This window comes from Kordiimonas sp., from assembly GCF_048260245.1.
GTDB lineage: Bacteria > Pseudomonadota > Alphaproteobacteria > Sphingomonadales > Kordiimonadaceae > Kordiimonas.
In genome coordinates this window covers 16,220-37,414 of record NZ_JBLXGZ010000023.1, presented here as the reverse complement: position 1 = coordinate 37,414, position 21,195 = coordinate 16,220, and the positions used below count along the sequence as shown (strand labels likewise).

22 protein-coding genes are annotated in these 21,195 nt (G+C 55.4%); 7 read left to right on the top strand and 15 right to left on the bottom strand.

The features are described from left to right. Positions 1-47: 47 nt before the first annotated feature. Positions 48-647: a DUF1013 domain-containing protein gene (locus ACN0VM_RS12185; protein ID WP_417451161.1), complete on the bottom strand. Its 600-nt coding sequence runs from the start codon at positions 645-647 to the stop codon at positions 48-50. Positions 648-835: 188 nt separating this feature from the next. Next, a complete protein-coding gene (locus tag ACN0VM_RS12180; RefSeq protein ID WP_417451160.1) occupies positions 836-1,822 on the bottom strand; it encodes an NAD(P)H-quinone oxidoreductase in 987 nt (328 codons plus the stop codon). A gap of 111 nt (positions 1,823-1,933) precedes the next feature. On the opposite strand from ACN0VM_RS12180, the gene ACN0VM_RS12175 reads away from it, so the two are divergent. Continuing rightward, positions 1,934-2,128 (top strand): DUF1192 family protein, encoded by a 195-nt coding sequence (locus tag ACN0VM_RS12175; protein WP_417451159.1) that lies wholly within the window; start codon positions 1,934-1,936, stop codon positions 2,126-2,128. Positions 2,129-2,246: 118 nt separating this feature from the next. Here the strand turns inward: ACN0VM_RS12175 and ACN0VM_RS12170 are convergent, their stop codons facing one another. Further along, positions 2,247-2,708 (bottom strand): Hsp20 family protein, encoded by a 462-nt coding sequence (locus ACN0VM_RS12170; RefSeq protein ID WP_417451158.1) that lies wholly within the window; start codon positions 2,706-2,708, stop codon positions 2,247-2,249. A 193-nt stretch (positions 2,709-2,901) separates the two neighbouring features. Continuing rightward, positions 2,902-3,126 carry a 50S ribosomal protein L31 gene (gene rpmE / locus ACN0VM_RS12165; RefSeq protein ID WP_417451157.1) on the bottom strand — a complete coding sequence of 75 codons (225 nt, stop codon included), beginning with the start codon at positions 3,124-3,126 and terminating at the stop codon, positions 2,902-2,904. 194 nt (positions 3,127-3,320) lie between these two features. On the opposite strand from rpmE, the gene ACN0VM_RS12160 reads away from it, so the two are divergent. Next, entirely contained in the window at positions 3,321-5,105 is a 1,785-nt protein-coding gene (locus ACN0VM_RS12160) for an ABC transporter transmembrane domain-containing protein (RefSeq protein WP_417451156.1), read from the top strand. A gap of 7 nt (positions 5,106-5,112) precedes the next feature. On the opposite strand, the gene ACN0VM_RS12155 is transcribed toward ACN0VM_RS12160, so the two are convergent. Together ACN0VM_RS12155 and ACN0VM_RS12150 are read right to left on the bottom strand one after the other, a co-directional pair. Then, a complete protein-coding gene (locus ACN0VM_RS12155; RefSeq protein ID WP_417451155.1) occupies positions 5,113-5,733 on the bottom strand; it encodes a serine hydrolase domain-containing protein in 621 nt (206 codons plus the stop codon). Beyond that, positions 5,726-6,175 carry a serine hydrolase gene (locus tag ACN0VM_RS12150; protein WP_417451187.1) on the bottom strand — a complete coding sequence of 150 codons (450 nt, stop codon included), beginning with the start codon at positions 6,173-6,175 and terminating at the stop codon, positions 5,726-5,728. Before ACN0VM_RS12150 ends, ACN0VM_RS12155 begins: the two co-directional genes overlap by 8 nt. A gap of 247 nt (positions 6,176-6,422) precedes the next feature. On the opposite strand from ACN0VM_RS12150, the gene ACN0VM_RS12145 reads away from it, so the two are divergent. Together ACN0VM_RS12145 and ACN0VM_RS12140 are read left to right on the top strand one after the other, a co-directional pair. Continuing rightward, positions 6,423-7,055: a hypothetical protein gene (locus ACN0VM_RS12145; protein WP_417451154.1), complete on the top strand. Its 633-nt coding sequence runs from the start codon at positions 6,423-6,425 to the stop codon at positions 7,053-7,055. A 118-nt stretch (positions 7,056-7,173) separates the two neighbouring features. Beyond that, positions 7,174-7,986, top strand: a complete 813-nt coding sequence (locus ACN0VM_RS12140) for a substrate-binding periplasmic protein (RefSeq protein ID WP_417451153.1) — start codon at positions 7,174-7,176, stop codon at positions 7,984-7,986. 9 nt (positions 7,987-7,995) lie between these two features. Here the strand turns inward: ACN0VM_RS12140 and ACN0VM_RS12135 are convergent, their stop codons facing one another. The 5 genes from ACN0VM_RS12135 to efp all read right to left on the bottom strand — a co-directional run bounded on the left by ACN0VM_RS12135 (position 7,996) and on the right by efp (position 12,854). Next, positions 7,996-9,090 carry a peptidoglycan -binding protein gene (locus ACN0VM_RS12135; protein WP_417451152.1) on the bottom strand — a complete coding sequence of 365 codons (1,095 nt, stop codon included), beginning with the start codon at positions 9,088-9,090 and terminating at the stop codon, positions 7,996-7,998. Beyond that, positions 9,087-10,388, bottom strand: coding sequence for a flagellar motor protein MotA (locus ACN0VM_RS12130; RefSeq protein WP_417451151.1), 1,302 nt, complete (start codon positions 10,386-10,388; stop codon positions 9,087-9,089). Before ACN0VM_RS12130 ends, ACN0VM_RS12135 begins: the two co-directional genes overlap by 4 nt. 139 nt (positions 10,389-10,527) lie before the next feature. Next, complete coding sequence (locus ACN0VM_RS12125; RefSeq protein ID WP_417451150.1) at positions 10,528-11,223, bottom strand: glutathione S-transferase family protein; 696 nt, start codon at positions 11,221-11,223, stop codon at positions 10,528-10,530. Positions 11,224-11,414: 191 nt separating this feature from the next. Continuing rightward, positions 11,415-12,224: an inositol monophosphatase family protein gene (locus ACN0VM_RS12120; protein WP_417451149.1), complete on the bottom strand. Its 810-nt coding sequence runs from the start codon at positions 12,222-12,224 to the stop codon at positions 11,415-11,417. 66 nt (positions 12,225-12,290) lie between these two features. Beyond that, positions 12,291-12,854: an elongation factor P gene (gene efp / locus ACN0VM_RS12115; protein ID WP_417451148.1), complete on the bottom strand. Its 564-nt coding sequence runs from the start codon at positions 12,852-12,854 to the stop codon at positions 12,291-12,293. Between the two features lie 522 nt (positions 12,855-13,376). On the opposite strand from efp, the gene ACN0VM_RS12110 reads away from it, so the two are divergent. From ACN0VM_RS12110 to ACN0VM_RS12100, 3 genes are all read left to right on the top strand, one after another. Beyond that, entirely contained in the window at positions 13,377-13,928 is a 552-nt protein-coding gene (locus tag ACN0VM_RS12110) for an MAPEG family protein (protein WP_417451147.1), read from the top strand. A gap of 172 nt (positions 13,929-14,100) precedes the next feature. After that, positions 14,101-14,583 (top strand): DoxX family protein, encoded by a 483-nt coding sequence (locus ACN0VM_RS12105; RefSeq protein ID WP_417451146.1) that lies wholly within the window; start codon positions 14,101-14,103, stop codon positions 14,581-14,583. A 228-nt stretch (positions 14,584-14,811) separates the two neighbouring features. Then, positions 14,812-16,671, top strand: coding sequence for a methyl-accepting chemotaxis protein (locus ACN0VM_RS12100; RefSeq protein ID WP_417451145.1), 1,860 nt, complete (start codon positions 14,812-14,814; stop codon positions 16,669-16,671). A 111-nt stretch (positions 16,672-16,782) separates the two neighbouring features. On the opposite strand, the gene thiE is transcribed toward ACN0VM_RS12100, so the two are convergent. From thiE to gap, 4 genes are all read right to left on the bottom strand, one after another. Then, on the bottom strand, positions 16,783-17,427 hold the full coding sequence (gene thiE, locus ACN0VM_RS12095) for a thiamine phosphate synthase (protein WP_417451144.1): 645 nt from the start codon (positions 17,425-17,427) through the stop codon (positions 16,783-16,785). A 138-nt stretch (positions 17,428-17,565) separates the two neighbouring features. Next, positions 17,566-18,630 (bottom strand): class II fructose-bisphosphate aldolase, encoded by a 1,065-nt coding sequence (fbaA, locus tag ACN0VM_RS12090; RefSeq protein ID WP_417451143.1) that lies wholly within the window; start codon positions 18,628-18,630, stop codon positions 17,566-17,568. Positions 18,631-18,905: 275 nt separating this feature from the next. Next, positions 18,906-20,069, bottom strand: coding sequence for a phosphoglycerate kinase (locus ACN0VM_RS12085; protein ID WP_417451142.1), 1,164 nt, complete (start codon positions 20,067-20,069; stop codon positions 18,906-18,908). A gap of 82 nt (positions 20,070-20,151) precedes the next feature. Beyond that, the gene (gene gap, locus ACN0VM_RS12080; RefSeq protein WP_417451141.1) at positions 20,152-21,159 is read right to left on the bottom strand and encodes a type I glyceraldehyde-3-phosphate dehydrogenase; all 1,008 of its coding nucleotides are present in this window, start codon (positions 21,157-21,159) and stop codon (positions 20,152-20,154) included. Positions 21,160-21,195: the final 36 nt, after the last annotated feature.

The window sequence follows — 21,195 nt, the reverse complement described above, 5'->3', positions numbered from 1 at the left end:
GAGGTCCAAACACCTCACGCTTTTTTTGTATCAATTTCCAGCAGCCTCTAATCTGCTTTAGTCGCCTCAGCAGCAGGTTGTTCCCCTGCATTATCTTCAGCTTCAGATGTTTTTTCTTCTTGCTTACGTTTGCGTTCAGCTGCGGTACGCACGGCGTCATCCAGTTCGATCTGCCGACAAAGACCCAGTCCTACCGGGTCCTGAGGCTTAATATTCGAGATATTCCAGTGGCTGCGCGAGCGAATCGCCTGAATTGTAGGCTTTGTGGTACCCACCAGGCGACTGATCTGAAGGTCGCTTAATTCAGGATGGTTACGCACCAACCAAGCAATTGCATCCGGCTTGTCCTGCCGCTTTGACACTGGCGTATAACGTGGGCCCTTGGTCCGCGGCATTGCCTTGACGGCATCTTCGCTCAAACTCAGCACACCCTTGGCGTCTTTCTGGCAACGGTTAATTTCGTCCCACGTCAGTTGGCCGCTTGCCGTCGGGTCTTGGCCGACGATATTGGTACCAACTGTGCCATCAGCAATGCCCTGCACTTCAAGCTCATGAAGTTGGCAAAATTCGGCGATCTGCCTGAACGTCAGCGATGTATTGTCCACGAGCCACACTGCTGTGGCCATCGGCATCAAAGGTTGTGTCATCCCAGTATCCCTACAAATTACAGAATTCCTCCAGCCCAGGTGAACTCTCGTCCACCTGCCCTCCCGGAAAGATCAAAATGTTCCTGAAAGGCGCGGGAGAAACTTCTCCCATTCCTTTCTTTAACAGGTCACAAACGGCCTGTCACCGCGAATAATAGTTAAAAGCCCGTGATTATCTGTGCTTTAGGCTAGTCATGCCCGACCTCAAGCATGATTTTACCGCGGTGCATACTTTCCTCCATTCGGGCATGAGCTGCTGCCGCATCCGCTAGCGGAAACACCATATCAACTTGCGGAGAAACGGTACCGTCTTCAAGCAGGGGCCAAACCTGCGCAAAAAGAGCTTTTGCGATAGCGCCCTTGAATTCATTATCTCGGGCCCGCAGCGTACTCCCGGTCAAGGTCAGGCGTTTTAACATGACCGGCAGCATGTTCAAATCAACAGCAGGACCACGCAGAAATGCGATGGAGACATGCCTGCCGTCAGCTGCCATACATTCGATATTTTTAGGGATATAGTCTCCGCCAACCATATCCAGCACCACATTGACACCGGCACCGTCGGTTACCTCGCGCACGCGTTCAGCGAAATCCTCCGTTTGGTAATTGATCACAGTATCCGCGCCCAGGCCACGACAAAAAGCCGCCTTTTCCTCATTACCGACCGTCGTGATTACCCCCGCACCAAATGCCTTGGCAAGTTGGATCGCGACCGATCCGATGCCACTTGACCCACCATGAACCAAAAGCGTCTCACCGGCTTTCAGTCCTGCACGATCAAACAAATTAGACCAAACGGTAAAAAAAGTTTCCGGAAGCGCGGCAGCCTGCACAAAACTATAACCTTTCGGCATTGGCAAAGTACTGGCTTCCGGCGCCCTGCAATAGGCTGCGTAACCACCGCCAGTCACAAGCGCACAGACTTTATCCCCGACAGAAAATCTATTCACATCAGCACCAACGGCAAAGACCTCGCCCGCCACCTCAAGCCCTGGTATGTCCGATGCACCGGGCGGCGGCGGGTAACGTCCTTCCCGCTGTACAATGTCAGGCCTGTTTACACCTGCCGCGAAAACTTTGATGACGACTTCGCCTGACCCCGCCTGCGGCATATCCCGCTCGGCCGGGACTAATACTTCAGCCGCACCAGGGCTTTTGATTTCTATGACTTTCACGCGCGATCTCCTTTTGCTTCTTCCCAAGGTGGGGCGCAAACACCTTGGTGACAAGCCCCTTACTCTTGGGCTAGATAGCAACAGTCGTTTCCAATAGGCAGGGGACAATTGATGGATTTTGAAGACCACCCGGTGAAGAAAGATGCGCCGTTAACCGCCGTTGAGCGAGAAGATCTGTCCACCATCAGCGCAGAAGAGCTTGAAACAAGGGTGGAGCGTCTGCAGGCAGAGATTGACCGCACACAAAAGGAAATGAAGGCGAAAAAGGCCAGCAGAGAAGCTGCAGCAGCCTTCTTTAAGTCCTGACTTTCATCAAGACACAAAAAGACGAGGGCTGAGCGGTCTCGGGGGAGGTTGGCCCGGCCCTCGCTTGAGTTCACGACAGCGAGGGGTCGTGGAGGAATTACAAAGTATTCGCTGCCTGTCAGGCGGCGTCAGCCTCAATCGTTTTCACCGACGAAGCGTCATCGGTCCGAATATCGATCTGGCGCGGACGCTTGTGTTCAGGGATCACCCGCTTGAGTTCAACCAGCAACAGACCGTTCTCGAATTTCGCATCGCCAACCTGAATTGTATCGGCAAGCTCAAAACGGCGCTCAAAGGCGCGCTTTGCAATACCGCGATGCAGGTAATGACGTTCCTTGTCTTCGTCCTGCGCTTTACCAGAGATCAGCAGCATGCCTTCCTGCACTGTAACCGTCAGTTCATCAGGCGCGAAGCCAGCGACAGCCATGGTGACGCGGTAATCGTCATCGCTCAGCTTTTCAATATTGTAAGGGGGGTACGGCGCAGACTGCTCTGTATTCAGGGCCGAATCAAGCAACCTATTCAGGTGATCGAAACCCACAGAACTGCGCATCAAAGGGGAAAGGTCAAAAGTTCTCATGTCATGTCCTCCATCAGAAGCGACTGATTAGCGGCCCGCAACCATTGCCAGGCCAGATAATTATCCAGTCCCGCCAATGCGGCGACCGGATGAAACCTATGTGGTGATACAGTCTTTTTTCTGCAAGAGGTGAAACGCAAAAAAGGCGTCCCAACTGGAACGCCTTTTCCGAAAACTATTATATGGTAACGACTTACTTCTTGAGCGACAGCGAGCCAAACCGCTTGTTGAAGCGAGCAACCCGGCCCCCTTCGAGAACCTGACGAGCGCCGCCGGTCCAAGCAGGATGGGATTTAGGATCGATCTCAAGTGTCATTGAATCGCCCTCCGAGCCCCAAGTAGAGCGGGTCTCAAAAGTCGTCCCGTCAGTCATTACCACCTTGATGGTGTGGTACTCGGGATGAATATCTTGTTTCATGGTCTTTAATCTCCGAAAACGAGGCGTCCGTTTAGCGGATGTTTTGCCTATATGCAAGGATGTTTCTACGTTTTTTTAGATAGAAGGGCAAATAAGCCGCCCGTGACGGCCTGAATAATAAGTTTTTAAAAACGTTCATTGGCATCGATGCACACGAGGCCTATATCTGCCGGGATGTAAACGGGGACAAAAACATGACTGATTCTTCCGTGCGGCTCGAGCACGAACCACCCAAAGGCAAACTCGCAAACCTGCGTACGCTCTGGTCCTTTGTCAGGCCTTATAAAACGCAACTGGTGCTCGCTGCCTTTTTCCTGCTTGTCGCCGCCACCACGGTCCTGATTGTTCCCACCGCCCTTGGCGACATTGTCGACAAGGGCTTTTCCGCTGACAATGCCAAGAAGGTAAATGACTATTTCCTTGTTTTTGTTGGCATTGTTGCCGTGATGGCGGTCGCAACGGCGTTTCGGTTCTACTTTGTCACATGGCTGGGAGAGCGAGTCGTCGCCGATATCCGCAAGGCGGTATACGAGCGCTTGATTACCCTGTCACCCGAATTTTTCGAGGAAAACCGGCCAGGTGAAATCGTCTCCCGCCTGACAGCAGATACCACATTGGTACAAACTATCGTCGGCTCCAGCGTGTCGGTATGGGCACGAAATTTCCTTATCGCGATTGGTGGCACCATCTGGCTTTTTGTCATGTCGCCCAAACTGATGAGCTATATCGTGGTGGTCATCCCCCTGCTTCTCGCTGTGATCATCTTCGCCGGGCGCAAAGTGCGCACCCTGTCGCGCACAAGCCAGGATAAAGTGGCTGATGTTGGCGCGCGTGCCAACGAGTCGCTCGCGGCACTTAACATCGTACAGGCTTTCACGCAGGAACGTGCGGAGGCAAAACGCTTTGGTGCGCACGTGGACGAAGCCTTCGTCGCGGCAAAACGCCGTATTACGGTACGCGCGGCCATGACATTTGCGATGATTTTCCTCATCTTCGGGGCCATTGCACTGGTGCTTTACGAGGGCGCACAGGACGTGATCGCAGGGTCCATGACCGGTGGCGAGATGCTTGATTTCATCATGCGGGCGGTGTTTGTGGCCGGCGCTTTTGGCGCCCTTTCGGAAGTATACAGCGAACTGCAGCGTGCGGCGGGGGCAGCGGGAAGACTCGCGGAGTTGTTGGCTGCGGAAGCCACAATCAAGGCACCTAGACACCCAATCGCCTTACCAGCTGTTTTGCAGGGTGATATTCATTTCGACAACGTAACATTTCACTACCCTAGCAAAAAAGATATTCCCGCACTTGAAGGCTTCAACCTGCATATCAAACCGGGTGAAACCGTGGCTCTTGTGGGGCCGTCTGGTGCGGGCAAATCTACCGTTCTGCAACTGCTGCTGCGCTTTTATGATCCCGAGGCAGGCAGTATCAAAATTGACGGGGTGGACATCGCACAAACCGCGCCGCAGGACTTCAGGTCACACCTGGCTTTTGTGCCGCAGGAGACCATCATCTTCGCGGACACTGTGGCAGAAAACATTCGCTATGGCCGCATTGACGCGACCGACGATGAGGTCAAACTGGCTGTAGAGGCCGCCGCCGCCAAAGAATTTATCGAGCGCGCACCCGAGGGTTATGACACCTTCCTTGGCGAACGCGGCACGCGCCTTTCAGGCGGCCAGCGCCAGCGCATTGCCATCGCCCGTGCCATCTTGCGCGACGCACCCGTACTCCTGCTGGATGAAGCGACCAGCGCGCTTGACGCCGAATCTGAGCTTAAAGTTCAAGAAGCGCTGGAGCACCTGATGGAAGGCCGCACCACGCTGGTGATCGCGCACCGTCTGGCAACGGTGAAGAAGGTTGACCGTATCGTGGTGCTGGACGACGGACGCATCGTAGCCGAAGGTACCCACGACGAACTCGTCGCCCAGGGCGGCCTTTATAAACGTCTTGCCGACCTGCAATTCAGCGCGGGAAGTTAGCGAAAAGCTAGTCTATCAGCGCCGGGATGATCTCACGCGAGAGGATCTGAAGCGGGATAAACTGGGCTGGTTCGCCGTAGTTTTTCCCTGTAAAGGCGGCAACTAGTTTCAGTTCCGGAACAATAAATATGAAGGTACCACCATTACCGTGGGCGTACATGAGGCTGACAGGTTTACCCTTCACTTCACCACTGTCGAGCCACCACAGATAACTGTACTGCTCGCGCCGTCCGTTAACATTTGTGTGCAATTTGGCAACGTTTTTGAGCCATTTTTGTGCAATGATTTGACCATTTCCGTGCAAGGTCTGTGCAGTGTTCGTGCCATCAGGCAGCGCCCCGTTGTTCGCCACCAGAAGACCTATTCTATGTAGGTCTGAAAGTCGCAACCGCAAGTGACCGCCGGTGTCTGTATAGCCCTGCGGCGTGCTTTCCCATTTGGCACCTTCGATGCCAAGAGGCGCGAACAAACGCTCATTTGCAAAGTCCGGCACCGTCCGCCCGGAAAGCTTTTTGATCACCCGCCCCAGAAGCACGACACCGCCGGTACAATAGCTGAAGTGCTTGCCGACCTCATAGGCCAGGGGCTGCTCGAGAAGGAACGCCGCCCAATCGCGGGTTTTATACATTCTTGTCTTCATGACCCACCGACGCCGGCACCCAGTCGTTGCACGCAATGCCTGAACGCATGGTCAGCAGGTCATCGATGGTAATATCTCGCTTGGCATCGCCTCGGGGTACGGCTGCGAACTCGTCCGGCAGAATATCGGAAACCTTACGCTTCACGCTTTTGAGGCTGCCGTCCTCGATCAATTCGCCGACCAGCAGTGAGGTGATGCTTTTGGTTGCAGAGCGAATATCGTGCCGACCGCTCGCTTTATAGCCCGGCGCATATGATTCGAAGACCAGGTCACCGTTAACGCTGAGCATAGCGCCGGTAATGCCTTTGTATTCACCGGCAGCAAGTTTATCTGCTACGCGCTCAATATCTGGAATGGCCCGCGCTGCCCCATCAGGCACGCCCAATAGGATCGCTCCTGCGACTATCCCTCTCAATAGATTTACTGTCACAGACAAACTACCCTCCCAAGGCTTCCACCAGCATCGTCAGAAATATGGCGCCAGAATGGCACATGCGGCAGTTCCCGTCAGGTTGGCCACCGCACCGCACCTGCCCCACCGCCGAAACAATAGCCAAAATTATCCCTATTGTTTCGCACCAACATTTTTGCTAGCTTGCCCCCGTGGCCTTGGGGGTTATTGTTGGCGAGACGTGAACATAGACCATGGTCGCTGGCAACAAGGAAGGGTATATTCAGTGTCGATGCTTCTAAAGCGCCTTACCGGGCTGGTTGCCGTGGCAATGTTTGCCATGTCAGCTACCAATCTTGCCTCCGCGACATATAACTATGGCGACTGGGATGTAAGCGCAGATGCAGGTACCTATGGCCCGATTGCGCTGGGCGATACCATCACCCTTGACGCCTGTGGCTCCACATATTTCAACTATTACAGTCAGGGCCAAAGTCACTCGCTTTGCAGCCTGTCCAGCCTGACAAAGTTTACCCTGACCTGGAAAGCCAAGATCGGCAACACCTGGTCACATATCACCCAGACATATAGCGGCAATGACACCGCAGATGGCCTGCAGGTAACGGTAAACACCGGTTCGGGCACTTTCTTCTCCAGCGTCGGCACCTACATGATTGGGCTGTATGTAACCGCGGATAACAACAGCTATGTTTATCTTCCGGGTGGTGGCTACGGCTTTTCCAATGACAATGGCGGTTATGATCCGGGCAATCAAAGCCTTGATTGGTCGGGCAGCTTCGCCATCAATGAGGCGACCAGCGTTCCGGAACCCGCGGCCGCGCTGCTTCTTTTACCCGGCATGATTCTCATTGCCCGGCGGGAGCGCCGCCGGCGGAAAACAAAGATCATTGCCATCTAAACCTTTTCTCAGGTGTAAACCATCTGCTTTTTCGTGCAATAACGACATCGACACGGTCAGTGCTTATTGGGTACACTGGTCGTATGGCAATGTTTTGGCGTGGAAGAGCTCCTGAAAAATGAAAAAAACTATGCGGGTCGCTGCCATTATGGTCGTCAGTGCGCTGCTGCAAACCGCGCCGGTTAAGGCCGCTTCGATCCGCCTCTGCAACAGCACAGAGTTTTGGCCGCCATACAGTTTCCTCAAGGACGGAAAGCTTGTTGGCGAGCATACTGCCATTCTCGACGCCGCCTTTAGCGACCTGAAACTCCGGTATATTCAGCTTGCCTTGCCGTGGAAACGTTGCCAGGACAGGGTAGCCGCAGGCGAACTCGCTGGCATTATTGGTATTTCCTACACTGAGGAGCGGAACAGACTGTATCACTTTCCGGCAGACGCCCGGGAGAAGGCACCACTTGATGCGCTTAGCCAGCTTGAGTTTGTGATTGTCACCCACGCCAACACCCCAGCCCCCGAAAGCATCAGCATCGAAGCCCTGCCCGAGCCCGTTGGCGCGCTTCTGGGGTACAGGCTGGCAAACACCGTGCGTAGTGCAGGCAAGCACGCTCAGGTCGTGGCGCAGCAATCAAGCCTGTTTCAGATGCTGGAAAGATCACGTATTGCATCGGCCGTCGTGCTACGCGGCACAGCTCAATACTACGTATCTCAAAGTAACGAACAGCTTGTCATTCACGAACCGGCGCTTTGGTCGACACCGCATTTCCTTGCCTTTGGGCGCACGTCGGATATCAAGGCCTCCCAAATGGCAAAGATCTGGGCAGCAGTTGAGGCTGTCCGATCGGACGACGCTCGCATGGCAGTTATCAGGCGCAAGGTAAACGAAACGCTGGCGCCATGCTTCGCCACGGACAGTGCTTGCCGCCACAACTAAAGACGTTTTCTAGCGCTGGGTCAGGCGCATCTCGATCCGGCGGTTGCGGCTGTATGCGAAGATATTCTCCGCTGGGTCTATGGGCTGAAACTCTCCAAAGCCGGTTGCTGCCAACCTGTCGGCAGGCACGCCGGCGGCGATAAGGAATTCGACCACGCTGATGGCACGCGCCGCCGAGAGTTCCCAGTTGTTACGGAACTGTGCGTTTGAAATCGGCCGTTTGTCCGTATGACCATCCACCCGCAATATCCAGTTCAGCTCTGGCGGGATCTCCCGCGATATCAGCATCAGGGTCTCCGCAAACTTGCGCATCTCCGCTCGTCCCTCAGGTCCCAACTCCGCGCTGGCGGAACTGAACAACAGTTCGCTCGCAAACACAAAGCGGTCACCCTCGATGCGGATTTCAGGACGCGACGACAACACTTCCTTCAGCCTGCCAAAAAACTCGGACCGGTACCCCGCCAATTCCTCAACCTTGCTGGCAAGGGCGCGGTTGAGCCTGCGGCCCATGTCCACAATTACTGCCTGATTGCGGCGGTCGCGTTCTTCGCTGGATTGCAGCGCAGCTTCAAGCCTGCCCAGCTGTTCCTGCAGCGCCGTGATATTCCGCTGAAGACGGGCGACCTCGGCACGCGCACGGGCGGAAATGCTGCGTTCTTCCTCCAACTCCCCGGCGGCAAGGCCATATTGTTCCTCAAGGCGGGCAGCCGCGGCTTCAAACCGCTCGCGCGCCGCGGTCATCTCCGAAAGACGTGTCTCACTGTCGCTCAGTTCCGCCGCTGTACTATCAAGCGTGGCCGAAAGCCTATCCCGGTCTTTGTTAGCCGATGTCAATGAGGCTGACAGTTCGGCCATACTGTCTCTGAGCGCAGAATTGGCCTGCTGTTCCATCTTCAACAGGTTGCCAAGCTGGGCGACCTGTCCCCTCAGCTCCGCCAGCGCCTGATCGCGCCCCGACAGGGCTTGCCCCAGGAAAAACTGCGCCAGCACAAACATCGACAACAGGAAAATGATGACGAGCAGAAGGGTGGACAGCGCGTCCACAAAGCCGGGCCAGCTGTTATCCTGCCCAGCCCCACCTATGCGCCGCCGTGCGCCGATCATGCGTCGTCATCCTCATCTCGGCGGGCCGACAAGCCCGTGGGCTTTGCCACAGGTTCGGCCGTGTAGTCCTTGGGTGACGGGCCTGATGCCTTCGCAGTCCCTTGGGGGCCACGCATGGTAGCCGGGCGGTGCAGGCCGGGTACTGTGCCCGTGCCGCCGTCCATGCTGGCCGCAATGGTGCGCGACAGCAGCTTGAGCTCCGCGCGCAATTCCTCAACCAGATTGTCAGACGTTCGCACCTGTTCATCAATCAGCCGCTTGATGCCGACATCAAGGTTACGGATATGACCTTTGGTCGCGTCATCCATTACCGGGTTGGCTGGCGCAGGAGGCGGTGCCTTGTGGCTGGTCGCCAGTTTGTCGATGGCTGTTGCCAGCATTTTAAACGCTTCATCACCTTTTTGCAGATGGGCGCTTTGCGCGTCCAGCTTGTCTGCCAGGGTTGCCAGCGATTCTGCTATATTCGTCATGGTATGCTGGCCCTGCAGCCGCGTATCTTCTGAGTGTTTGATGGTCCGCTGCAGCCGGTCGATGCCGTCGGCTGTCTGTTCCATCAGCGCCGTCATATAGGCGTTGGGGCTGGCCATGCCGTCCGACACTTCAGTACGTGACAGCTGCGTAACCGACGCCAGCCAGTCCTCAACACTGTTATAAAAGCGGGTTTGTGCCTGACTGGCCTGCAAGTCCATGAAACCAAGGATCAAGCTGCCTGCGAGACCGAAGAGCGAGCTTGAAAAAGCCGTCCCCATGCCAGAAAGCGGGGCTTCAAGGCCTGCTTTGAGCTCATCAAACATCAGCGCCATGTCACCGCCGTCAACCGTGAGGCCGTTAATGGTTTTACCGATGGCGCCAATGGTACCCAGAAGGCCCCAAAAAGTGCCCAACAGGCCCAGAAAAATGAGAAGCCCGGTGAAATACCGGCTGATCTCGCGGCTTTCCTCAAGGCGCGAGATAATACCGTCCAGCACTGAGCGCATCGACAGGGTCGAGAGCCGCATGCCACCCTCTTCCTGCGCACTCAGGAGCGAGGCAGCAGGCGCCAGAAGACGCGGGGCTGCGGCAGAACGATTGGCTTCCTGCCGCTGGAAGGCGGTGATCCACTCAATCTCGGGTGTCAGGTCAAACACCCGCCGGTAGGCAAAGCCAATACCGATCAGTAGTGTGAGCACAATCACACCGTTGAGCGCGATGTTGGCCATGAAGGCATCGATCATCGGGCCACGGAGCAGTGCCACCAGCACCAGTACCGCCACCAGAAACAGCGTCATGCGCATCAGAAATTTTCTTGGCGTCTGCATCGTGCCCTCACTTCCCCAAATTAACGTGATGTCCGGCATGATGCCGGAATATAAACTACAGCAATAGCTTGGCTATAGTTTAAGGGCAATATTATGACTGTAAATGGGGATTTACAGAAGCGCTTTATATGGCAGCTATTTACGCGGCAAAATGGGCGTCAACCATTGCCTGATGCTCTTTGGGTGAAGTGCCCAGCATGCTTTCCGCGAGTGTATTGAGCCGAGCCATCGCTGGATGAGCATAAACACGACCCAGATAGGCGGCAACACCCGGCCACTGGGCACCGTCCAGCGTCCAGTCGGACCAGAAAGCGTTACGCATCATGGCGCCAAGGGCAATATCCGCAACACAGAAATCGCCACAAATGAACCCTTCTGCTGGCACTTCCACTTCCAGATAGCCCAACACCTTGGGCAGTTCATGGTTGATTGCCTTGTCGACCAGCGCTTCATCCGTTTCCTGTTTCAACACGGCGGGACGCACCCGGCGCTGGAAGAACAGGTTATAAACCACGTTGCGCCCGATGTGGTCATCAGCATATTCCTCAAACCAGCGGGCACGGGCGCGGGCTTCGGGGTCTTGGGGATACACGTTTACCTCAGGAAATTTCTCCTCAAGATATTGTGCAATCACGCTTGAATCCGGCACGGTGAAGTCACCGATTTGCAGCACCGGTATGCGCCTCAGCGGGCTGATCTTTGTAAAAGCCTCATCCCCGGTAAACGGAATTTGGGGGATGCAGCGAAAAGGAATGCCCTTCATGTCCAGAATCGCCAGAACCTTACGGACATATGGGGAAATTGGGGTACCAATAATGGTAATCTCGTCTTTCATGGGTTTTCCTCTTCGCTGCTGAGCGTGACAATAGCCCGAAGCACCCACTTCTCAAGGGATTTCGAACCCTCAGCCTCGTATGCCTGTTATGCAATTTTGAAGGCTAAACCAAAGACCAGCCGCATTAGCCATACAAAAAAGCCGCCCCATGGTGGAGCGGCTCTTGAAAAATCAGCTTAAAGGCCAGATGCCTAGCCTTTGAAACCCCGGTGCACACGCTTGAGCGCGCGCTGCATGGGCGCATGAAGCTGATCATTGGCGGCGATGATATCACCAGACTTCATCATGCCACTGCCTCCACCCAGGTCGCTGACATAACCACCCGCTTCTTTTACAAGGACGATACCGGCAGCAATATCCCATGACGACAGGCCCGCTTCCCAAAAACCATCATAGCGGCCTGCAGCCACATAAGCGAGGTCAAGCGACGCTGCGCCAAAACGGCGAATGCCGGAGACATGCGGCATGAACTCGGCCATTTCAGCCATAAAGAGCTCATGGTTGCCTCGGCCCTTGAACGGGATACCGGTGGCAAGCAAGGCGTCTTCCATTTTGTTGCGACCAGAGACCCGCAGGCGCGACTCGTTCAGGTACGCGCCCTGACCCTTCTCGGCCCAGAACATCTCATCCGTGAGCGGGGCGTAGACAACACCTGCGGTCAGTTCACCGCGTTCCTCCACTGCGACAGAGATCGCAAAGTGTGGCAGGCCATGCAGGAAGTTGGTGGTGCCGTCCAGCGGGTCGATAATGAAACGCACATCGTCGCGCTTGCCCTTGATCTCACCCTGCTCTTCCATCAGGAAGCCAAAGTCGGGACGGGCACGGCTCAGTTCTTCAAACAGTGTCTTCTCGGTGCGCTTGTCAGCCTGCGAGACAAAGTCAGCCGGGCCTTTTTTTGACACCTGAAGCTGTTCCACCTCACCAAAGTCACGGCGCAGGTTGCGGCTCGCTTTCAAAATGGCGGAAACCATCACATTCATCAATGGTGAACGACGGGCCATGGAACTCTCCAATCTTGGGTTAGCTATTACTCAAAACAATAACAGAAGTGCGGAAGCGCGGACCAACTAGTCCGCGCGGCCTGCATATTCACGTTCTGCAGTGGAAACGATGATCCTGTCGCCAGCGTTGACAAAAGGCGGTACGCCGACCCGCAGGCCGTTTTCCAGCATCGCAGGTTTGTAGGAACTGGACGCTGTCTGACCTTTGACCACGGGCTCGGTCTCCGTCACTTCAAGCGTGACCTTCTCCGGCAGGCGCACACCAAGCGGTTTCTCGCCGTAAAGCTCGATCACAACAGTCATGCCGTCCTGAAGGAAAACACTGTCCTCGCCAACATCTTCGGCGGAGATGGAGATCTGTTCATAGGTGTTCTGGTCCATGAAAGTATACATGTCGCCTTCGGCATACAGAAATTGATAGTCCTGCTGCTCAAGGGTGACGCGCTCAACCTTTTCACTGGAACGGAAGCGTTCATTAAGCTTGGTGCCATCAATCAGGTTTTTCAGTTCAACCTGCAGATAGGCACCGCCTTTACCGGGCTGGGTATGCGCAATTTTGATCGCGCGCCACAGGCCACCTTTATGCTCAATAACATTACCCGGACGAACGGCGTTACCGTCGATTTTCATGGAGCACCTCTTAAGATCTCATATGTGTCAAAGAACAAGTTGGGCCGCGATGTAGCAGATTCGCCCACGTGTTGCAATGACATGATGCGGGCTGGTGGCGGAAAGCGACCGCTTGATGCAGGCATCAAGATAAACAAGTTAAAATGGCACAATCACTCTACTTCTGCTATAAATCGAGCGGGGCACGATTTGGGGAGACTATCATGAGACGGCTTACACAGCCTGTTTTGGCGCGTAATTCTGCTTGTTTTACGGGCATTAAGAACAAACCCTTTGGTTGCAATTTAGACCCTGAGGCACCTCCAGTAGGGACTGGCGCGGTATATCAGCCAGCCTGGCAGATGCCATCATTCCGATCGGGAAACCTGCAACAGTAACAGACACAACATTGATTTGGCGTACCTGCATGAACCGCGTTGGCATTTCGTCCATCGCGCAGCACGTCTGCGCGGAATACCGCATGGCACGCCCTTGCACGCCCAAAGCCAATATGCCTCAACCGCCCAACCATCGGTAAAACCCATGCCATATATTATTGAACAGATAGGGAGAAACCGCGCACACATAGTCAGGCAATGTGTGATTGTGGCGGGCTCCATCTTTGCCTTTGCTTATACCGCAACACTTTACACCAAGGGGGCAGCCATCTATCAGCCCACGGTGACGGATGGTGCGGACCCGCTTGGCCTTGTTATCAAATGGCTGCTTCTGCCCGCGACCTGCGTTGCGCTTGGCATCGCGAAGGTGGCCCAGAAACGCCTGAAAATCAGTGAGCTCATCACCGGGAACCGACCCATAGAAGGCAGTCACCCGGACATTGACATTCGCTTTTTGCAAAACACGGTGGAGCAAGCCCTGTTATGCCTGCTGGTATGGCCGGCCCTTGCCCTCAGCCTACCACCAATGAAACTGGGCATCATACCCGCCCTTGCTGTCTCGTTTGTCGCTATGAGGCTATTGTTCTGGGCAGGCTATCACATCGCCCCGACCCTCAGGGCATTTGGCTTTGCGGGTACATTCTATCCTACTTTGGTGGCGCTGGTATACGCGCTTTACCTTAATTTTCAAGCGTGAGTGACCAGCCTCGGCTACCGACGACCCCTTGTTGCACAATACGGAACGCCAAGTTCAACATTTCGCAATTTTCTTTCACGCCGCGAAACCTCACCTTGGTTTCAGCAGCGGCGATCGGTCGGAACGACAGGTCTGCGGCATAAAGATGCAACCCCATGTCTGGAGACTTAAAATGACGACACACGAAGCAACACAGGAAAGCCGCGGCCCCTTTGGCCTGCCAACACTTGAAAGCCTTCTCGGCCGATTTGGCGTAATCGGCACCACACTTACCCGTGTAGTCGCGGGACTGTTCCTGATGCCCCACGGCGCACAAAAACTGTTTGGCCTTTTTGGCGGCTACGGCCTTGAGGCAACCGGCCAGTTTTTCAGCAGCCAACTCGGGTTCTCAAACGGTTATCTGGCGGCATTAGGTGCTGGGTCGGTCGAGTTTTTCGGCGGCCTCGCGCTGGCACTGGGTCTTTTCACCCGTTCCGCTGCCATCGCTATAACAGTGATGCTTCTGGTCGCTTCCTCCGTCCACTTTGGTGCCGGTTTTTTCTGGACCAGTGGCGGCTTTGAGTACCCCGTCCTTTGGGCAATCCTCGCCTTCAGCTTCGCCTTCACCGGTGGCGGACGCTACAGCCTGGACCAGATACTGAACATCAAATACTGAGCAGCCTTGCAAAAAAAAGGCGCGGCCCAACGGCAGCGCCTTTTTCATATTCCTGACACCAAAAATAGCTTTTGAAGCAAGAAGTTGAGCGGAAGAAGATAAGAAAAAAAATTCCATTAACAACTTATACGAAAATATATTCATCCCAAACAGCGTCTTTTAAGCATTCATTAATGCAATTACACCACTCTTGATGACCTCTTCTATGAGTGGGGACACCGAAAGACCATGTTTTTTGATATTAAAAGGCCGGTTTTTGGCAAACGTCGCGACGATTTATACGCCGCACTTGAAGAAACTCAGGCCATCATCGACTTCGCTGTCGACGGCACCATCCTGAGCGCCAACAACAAATTTCTCAGCATTGTGGGATATACGCTCAACGAGGTTGTCGGCAAACACCATCGTATCTTTATGGACTCCGCAGAAGCTGAAGGCCCCGCCTATGATGCCTTCTGGAAAGACCTGCGGGCAGGAAAATGCCAGTCAACCACCTTCAGGCGCGTCACCAAAAGTGGCAGGTCGGTCTGGTTGCAGGCTATTTATCTGCCCATGCGCGACAACGCGGGCAATGTCAGCCATGTCCTGAAACTCGCCAATGATCAAAGCGCGGTCCACGAGACAGACCTTGACATGCGTGGCAAGATGAAGGCCTTGAACAAGGCGCAGGCTGTGATCGAGTTCAACCTCGACAGCACGATCATCACTGCGAATGAAAATTTCCTTGCTACAATGGGCTATACACTTGATGAGATTGTCGGACGCCCCCACAGCATTTTTGTACCCGGCAGGCAGCGATCATCCCAAGAGTATCTCAACTTCTGGAACGATCTGAGGGCGGGCAAGTCGTTCAGGACCCAGTTCATGCGAGTGCGCAAGGACGGGTCGGAAGTATGGCTTGAAGCCAGCTATAACCCGATCCTGAATGACGAAGGCCTACCGATCAAAGTGGTAAAGTTCGCCACAGACATCACAAAACGCAAACTGCGCGACGCAGATTATGAAGCCAAGATAAATGCGCTCGACAAAGCGCAAGCCGTGATCGAATTTGACCTTGATGGCACGATCATCACCGCGAATGAAAATTTTCTCGGTGTGATGGGTTATAGCCTTGATGAAATCAGGGGGCAAAAACACAGCATGTTTGTTGATGATCAAACCCGCGAGAGCACGCAATACCGACTTTTCTGGCAAGAGCTCGGCAAAGGACAATTTCAATCCGCGCAGTACAAACGGTTCGGTAAGGGTGGTAACGAAATATGGCTCCGGGCGACGTATAACCCGGTTATTGGTCCCGATGGTCGCGTGATGAAAGTGGTAAAGTTCGCAACCGACATCACCCATGTCCATCAAGAGCGGAGCCGCCGGGAAGCCGTTGCCGAAAATGTTTATCAAGACCTGGATGAAATTCTTGCCAGTGCACAAGTGGCGGACGAGCAGGCAAGCTCCGCCTCCTCTTCGGCGACTGAAACCGACGCGATGGTGCAAACTGTGGCCTCGGCGGCTGAGGAACTGAACGCGTCCTTTCAGGAGCTGGCACAGAGCATCGCACTGGCACGGTCATCGTCTGACCGGGTGGCCGAAGATACCGGGCTTGCAAACAATTCCACCAAAAAACTGACAACTGCCGCAGCGGAGATGAACAAGATTGTTATTCTGATCGAGGAAATCGCCGAACAGATCAACCTGCTGGCCCTGAATGCGACCATCGAATCTGCACGCGCTGGCGACGCCGGGCGCGGTTTTGCCGTGGTCGCCGGTGAGGTAAAAGCACTCGCTACCCAGGTTGCCTCCGCGACGGGCCAGATCTCAGAGGAGATCGCCAATATGCAGGCGATTTCTGACGATACAGCGTCACAGCTTTCCGGCATCACGACAGCGGTGAATGATCTTCAGGGCAGCGTCGGCGGTATCGCAGGTGCCATTGAAGAGCAAAGCGCGGTAACGCGGGAGATATCGCAGAGCATGCAAACTGCCGCGACAGCAGTTGCGGACGTCAACCGCAACCTGTGCAACCTTGCAAGCGAGGTGGACAAAACCCACCGGAGTGCGGAACACGCCGCCGAGCAGGTGAAAGCGCTTAAATAGCCAACGCGAAACAACCCAAAGGCGGCCTTACAAAAGGCAGGCACCGCGCTCTATTCCATTGTGACGGGCGCCGTGCAGTGTCAGTGGCCTGCATCACAGAAAATTGTGACATCAGGAGCTCAGGCCAAGCGCTTCGTTGAAGGCGCGCACAGCGGCCGCCGGGCCTTCAGGGTGATCCCACACGCCCGCACACACAGCAACAAAGTGGGCACCCGCTTCCGCGAGTTCACCGCAATTATCCGGAGTGATGCCACCAATGGCCACACAAGGAACCTCTGTCACTTCGTCCCAAACGCTCAGGAGCTCGACTTCCGGCTGGTGTTCGGTCGTTTTGGTGTCGGTGGGAAAAAATGCACCGAAGGCCACATAGTTGGCCCCCTCTTCCCCAGCCTTGTAGGCAAGGTGCAGGCTATCGTGACAGGTAACGCCGATATCCTTGTTGTGACCGAGGAGCGCACGGACTGTCGGCACGTCGCCGTCGTCCTGCCCAAGGTGTACACCGTCTGCGTCCACTTCTGCAGCGATATCAGCGCGGTCATTGATGAAGAAAGCCACATCATACTTATGGCAGATGGGCATCAGGGTCTGGGCGGCCTTGATGATCTCCGCGTCTTCAACACCTTTGAGGCGTAGCTGTACACATGCAACATCACCAGCCGCCAGTGCCTCGTCCAGCAAGCTGGCGAAAGCGCCCAGATCCGCGATTTCATCAGGCGTAATCAGATACAGACGACAGGCTTCCGGGTTTTGCGGCATGGTATGCTCCTACCTCAAATGACGTTTCTCTCCCGCATATGCCCGATTTTACCGCGGGCGGGAAGTGGTGTCTGTGAAAAACAACAAAAAACGGGGCAGCAACCGCCGCCCCGCTTCGGAAAAATGTCAGGCTGTGCCTCAAGCATCAGCCATGGTCTGCCCCTGTGCTCCGAGGTCCTTGAATGCCTCATCAAGGCGGGCCGCCATCGATTCTTCACACTTCCTCAACCACACACGCGGGTCATACTGCTTTTTGAACGGCTGGCCAGTTTCAGGATGAACCTGCCATTTGAACGCATCCTGGTTTTCGTTCACATACGCGCCAACGGCTTTAGAGAAAGCAAACTGGGTGTCGGTGTCGATGTTCATCTTGAACACACCGTAGCCCACCGCCTCGCTGATCTTCTCTTTCTCGGAGCCTGAGCCACCATGGAAAACGAAGTTGAGCGGATTGGCACCGGTTGCGCGTTCCTTGCTCACCAGTTCCTGGCTGTGCTTCAGAATTTCAGGGCGCAACTTCACATTACCGGGCTTGTAGACACCGTGGACGTTACCAAAAGACGCCGCGACGGAGAAGTGCCCCAATGGCGTCAGAAGGTCATAGGCTTTCAGCACATCCTCCGGCTGGGTATAAAGGCTCGGGTTCTCAAAATCGTCACCCACGTCGGCGCCCACACCATCTTCCTCACCGCCCGTGACCCCCAGTTCAATCTCAAGGCTCATGCCCAGCGGGGTCATGTCCCTGAGCACGCGGACGCAGGTCTCAAGGTTTTCGTCGATGGGCTCTTCCGACAGGTCCAGCATGTGGCTAGTATAAAGCGGCACTCCTTCACGCTTGATGTTTTTGCGGCTTTCCTCCACCAGCGCTTCAACCCACGGCACAAGGCCCCGATTGGCATGGTCAGTATGCAAAATAGCGCAGATGCCGTAATGCTCGGCCAACAGTTGCACATGGCGGGCAGCGGACACCGCGCCCAGCACCTTAGCGCCAAAGCTGTCTTTCATGCCCTTGCCAGCATAAAACTGTGCACCACTGTTGGAGAACTGGATGATCACATCCGAACGGTTTTTGGCGGCAGCTTCCATCACGGCATTGATGGAGTTGGTGCTCACCACGTTTACCGCGGGCAGCGCATAGCCCTTGTCCTTACAGTTTTGCACGAGGGCTGCGTAATCTTCACCGAATACGACACCTGGTTTCATGATTATTCCCTGTATTTTCCAGCGTTTTTGGGGCCCGATTCTTTTGTTTTATGTTGCGTGGAACCGGTGGGCTTTAGATACACAAATGGCCCCCCAGCCGCAACGCAAGATGGACTGAAAAACCCTATTTTCACCAGTATTTAACATAATGTTGTCGGCTTTATGGAAATGGCAGCGCTGTCAATATCGCGGCATCATTTTTACGCCCGACTCGGAACACAAAAAAGCCCCCGACCAAGTGGTCGAGGGCTTCGCTGATTCGGTTTCCTCTGAGACTAGCCGAGCGCGGTCACACCGGGCAGCGGTTTGCCTTCCATCCATTCAAGGAAGGCGCCGCCTGCCGTTGAGATATGAGTGAAGTTGTCCTTTACGCCCGCATGCGCCAGTGCCGCCACGGTATCGCCACCGCCTGCCACGGTCAGCAATTTTCCCTCATGCGTTAGCTTGCCAGCAGCGCGCGCCAGCGCCACCGTCGCCATGTCAAACGGCTCCATCTCGAACGCCCCCATGGGGCCATTCCAGACCAGCGTTTTGCATTCTGCCAGCACGCCGGCCAGGGTTTTGACCGTCTCCGGTCCGGCGTCGAGGATCATCTCGCCGTCCACAACCGCGTCAGCCGCCTTGACCGTGTTTTCAGCGTGCGCCTTGAACTCGCGCGCCACAACAACGTCCGTCGGCAAGTGCACGGCGCAGCCCGAAGCTTTCGCGTTATCGAGAATTTTGAGCGCAGTGTCCTTCAGGTCCTTCTCGCACAAGCTTGCGCCGATATCATGCCCTTGCGCATAGAGGAAGGTGTTGGCCATGCCGCCACCGATGATCAGATGATCAACCTTGGCCACAAGGTTCTCAAGCACCGCCAGTTTGGAGGACACCTTGGCACCGCCCACAACCGCGACAACGGGCCGCTCGGGCTCACCCAGTGCTTTCTCAAGCGCCTCAAGTTCGGCGCCCATAGTTTCCCCCGCGGCGGATGGCAACAGATGCGCCACAGCTTCAGTGGACGCATGCGCCCGGTGCGCGGCCGAGAAAGCATCGTTGACATACACATCACCCAGAGCAGCAAAACGTTTCGCAAGCGGCGGGTCGTTTTTTTCCTCGCCGGGGAAAAAACGGGTATTCTCGATCACCACCACCTCATCGTCGGGCAGCTCGTCACCCAGCGCCGCAAAACCGACAGAGCGGCCAAGCACGCTTGCCAGCGCCGACACAACGGGCTTCAGGGACATCTCAGGCACCACTTGCCCCTTGGGGCGGCCAAAGTGTGCCAGCAAGACCGAACGTCCGCCTTGGGCCGCGATCGCGTCCACGGTGGGTTTTACGGCCTGCAGCCTGGTGTCGTCCGACACGCGGCCGTCAGCCATCGGCACGTTGAGGTCAACACGCACAACGGCGGTCTTGCCGGTGAGGTCACCAAGGTCGGAAATACGTTTGAAAGCCATTTGAATAAGCTCCGAAAATTTCGGTTAAGACAAAAAAGGGCGACCAAAAGGGCCGCCCTGTATCTGGTTCACGCGCGCGGCGTTAGCCTAGCTTGGCCATCGCAACCGCAGTATCTGACATGCGGTTGGAGAAGCCCCACTCGTTATCGTACCATGTCAGGATACGGACGAACTTGCCGTCGATAACCTTGGTCTGGCTGCTGTCAAACGTCGAGCTGTTCGGGTTGTGGTTGAAGTCAATGCTCACGGCGGGCATGTCTTCGTAACCAAGCACGCCCTTGAGCGGGCCTTCAGCCGCAGCCTTGATCGCCGCGTTGATCTCATCCGCTGTTGTCGCGCGGGCAGCATCAAACTTCAGGTCAACCATGGAAACGTTTGGCGTTGGCACACGCACAGCCGAACCGTCAAGCTTGCCAGCCAGTTCCGGCAGCACAAGGCCGACAGCTTTCGCGGCACCCGTTGATGTCGGGATCATGGAAAGCGCAGCAGCACGCGCACGGCGCGGGTCCGAGTGCAGGGTGTCGAGCACCGGCTGGTCGCCTGTGTAGGCGTGCACGGTGGTCATGTACCCACGCTCGATGCCGACGAGGTCATTGAGGACCTTGGCAACAGGCGACAGGCAGTTGGTGGTGCAGGATGCGTTGGAGACAACCGTGTCTTCAGCCGTCAGACTGTCGTGGTTCACGCCAAACACGATGGTTTTGTCAGCATTTGCGCCCGGTGCCGAGATCAGCACTTTTTTGGCGCCAGCGGTCAGATGCATCGCGGCCTTGTCGCGCGCGGTGAAGATGCCGGTGCATTCCATCGCCACGTCAACCTTTTCTTCACCCCATGGCAGTTCCTCAGGGTTGCGGATGGCGGTCACACGGATGCGGTCGCCGTTCACAACGATAAAGTCACCGGCAACACTTACCTCACCCGGGAACGGGCCGTGTACGCTGTCACGCTTAAGGAGATAGGCGTTCATATCAACATCGCCGAGGTCGTTGATCGCAACAACCTTGATGTCGGTCCGGCCGCTTTCATAAATGGCACGAAGCACGTTACGGCCGATCCGGCCAAAACCGTTGATGGAAACACGAACTGTCATCCGCGGGGTCCTCCTGGAAAATTGATGGTCAGTAGG

Coding starts and splice junctions, on each gene's coding strand:
- ACN0VM_RS12185 (WP_417451161.1), bottom strand. CDS start 647: ATGACACAACCTTTGATGCCGATGGCCACAGCAGTGTGGCTCGTGGAC.
- ACN0VM_RS12175 (WP_417451159.1), top strand. CDS start 1,934: ATGGATTTTGAAGACCACCCGGTGAAGAAAGATGCGCCGTTAACCGCC.
- ACN0VM_RS12170 (WP_417451158.1), bottom strand. CDS start 2,708: ATGAGAACTTTTGACCTTTCCCCTTTGATGCGCAGTTCTGTGGGTTTC.
- rpmE (WP_417451157.1), bottom strand. CDS start 3,126: ATGAAACAAGATATTCATCCCGAGTACCACACCATCAAGGTGGTAATG.
- ACN0VM_RS12160 (WP_417451156.1), top strand. CDS start 3,321: ATGACTGATTCTTCCGTGCGGCTCGAGCACGAACCACCCAAAGGCAAA.
- ACN0VM_RS12155 (WP_417451155.1), bottom strand. CDS start 5,733: ATGTATAAAACCCGCGATTGGGCGGCGTTCCTTCTCGAGCAGCCCCTG.
- ACN0VM_RS12140 (WP_417451153.1), top strand. CDS start 7,174: ATGAAAAAAACTATGCGGGTCGCTGCCATTATGGTCGTCAGTGCGCTG.
- ACN0VM_RS12135 (WP_417451152.1), bottom strand. CDS start 9,090: ATGATCGGCGCACGGCGGCGCATAGGTGGGGCTGGGCAGGATAACAGC.
- ACN0VM_RS12130 (WP_417451151.1), bottom strand. CDS start 10,388: ATGCAGACGCCAAGAAAATTTCTGATGCGCATGACGCTGTTTCTGGTG.
- ACN0VM_RS12125 (WP_417451150.1), bottom strand. CDS start 11,223: ATGAAAGACGAGATTACCATTATTGGTACCCCAATTTCCCCATATGTC.
- ACN0VM_RS12120 (WP_417451149.1), bottom strand. CDS start 12,224: ATGGCCCGTCGTTCACCATTGATGAATGTGATGGTTTCCGCCATTTTG.
- efp (WP_417451148.1), bottom strand. CDS start 12,854: ATGAAAATCGACGGTAACGCCGTTCGTCCGGGTAATGTTATTGAGCAT.
- ACN0VM_RS12110 (WP_417451147.1), top strand. CDS start 13,377: ATGCCATATATTATTGAACAGATAGGGAGAAACCGCGCACACATAGTC.
- ACN0VM_RS12105 (WP_417451146.1), top strand. CDS start 14,101: ATGACGACACACGAAGCAACACAGGAAAGCCGCGGCCCCTTTGGCCTG.
- ACN0VM_RS12100 (WP_417451145.1), top strand. CDS start 14,812: ATGTTTTTTGATATTAAAAGGCCGGTTTTTGGCAAACGTCGCGACGAT.
- thiE (WP_417451144.1), bottom strand. CDS start 17,427: ATGCCGCAAAACCCGGAAGCCTGTCGTCTGTATCTGATTACGCCTGAT.
- fbaA (WP_417451143.1), bottom strand. CDS start 18,630: ATGAAACCAGGTGTCGTATTCGGTGAAGATTACGCAGCCCTCGTGCAA.
- ACN0VM_RS12085 (WP_417451142.1), bottom strand. CDS start 20,069: ATGGCTTTCAAACGTATTTCCGACCTTGGTGACCTCACCGGCAAGACC.
- gap (WP_417451141.1), bottom strand. CDS start 21,159: ATGACAGTTCGTGTTTCCATCAACGGTTTTGGCCGGATCGGCCGTAAC.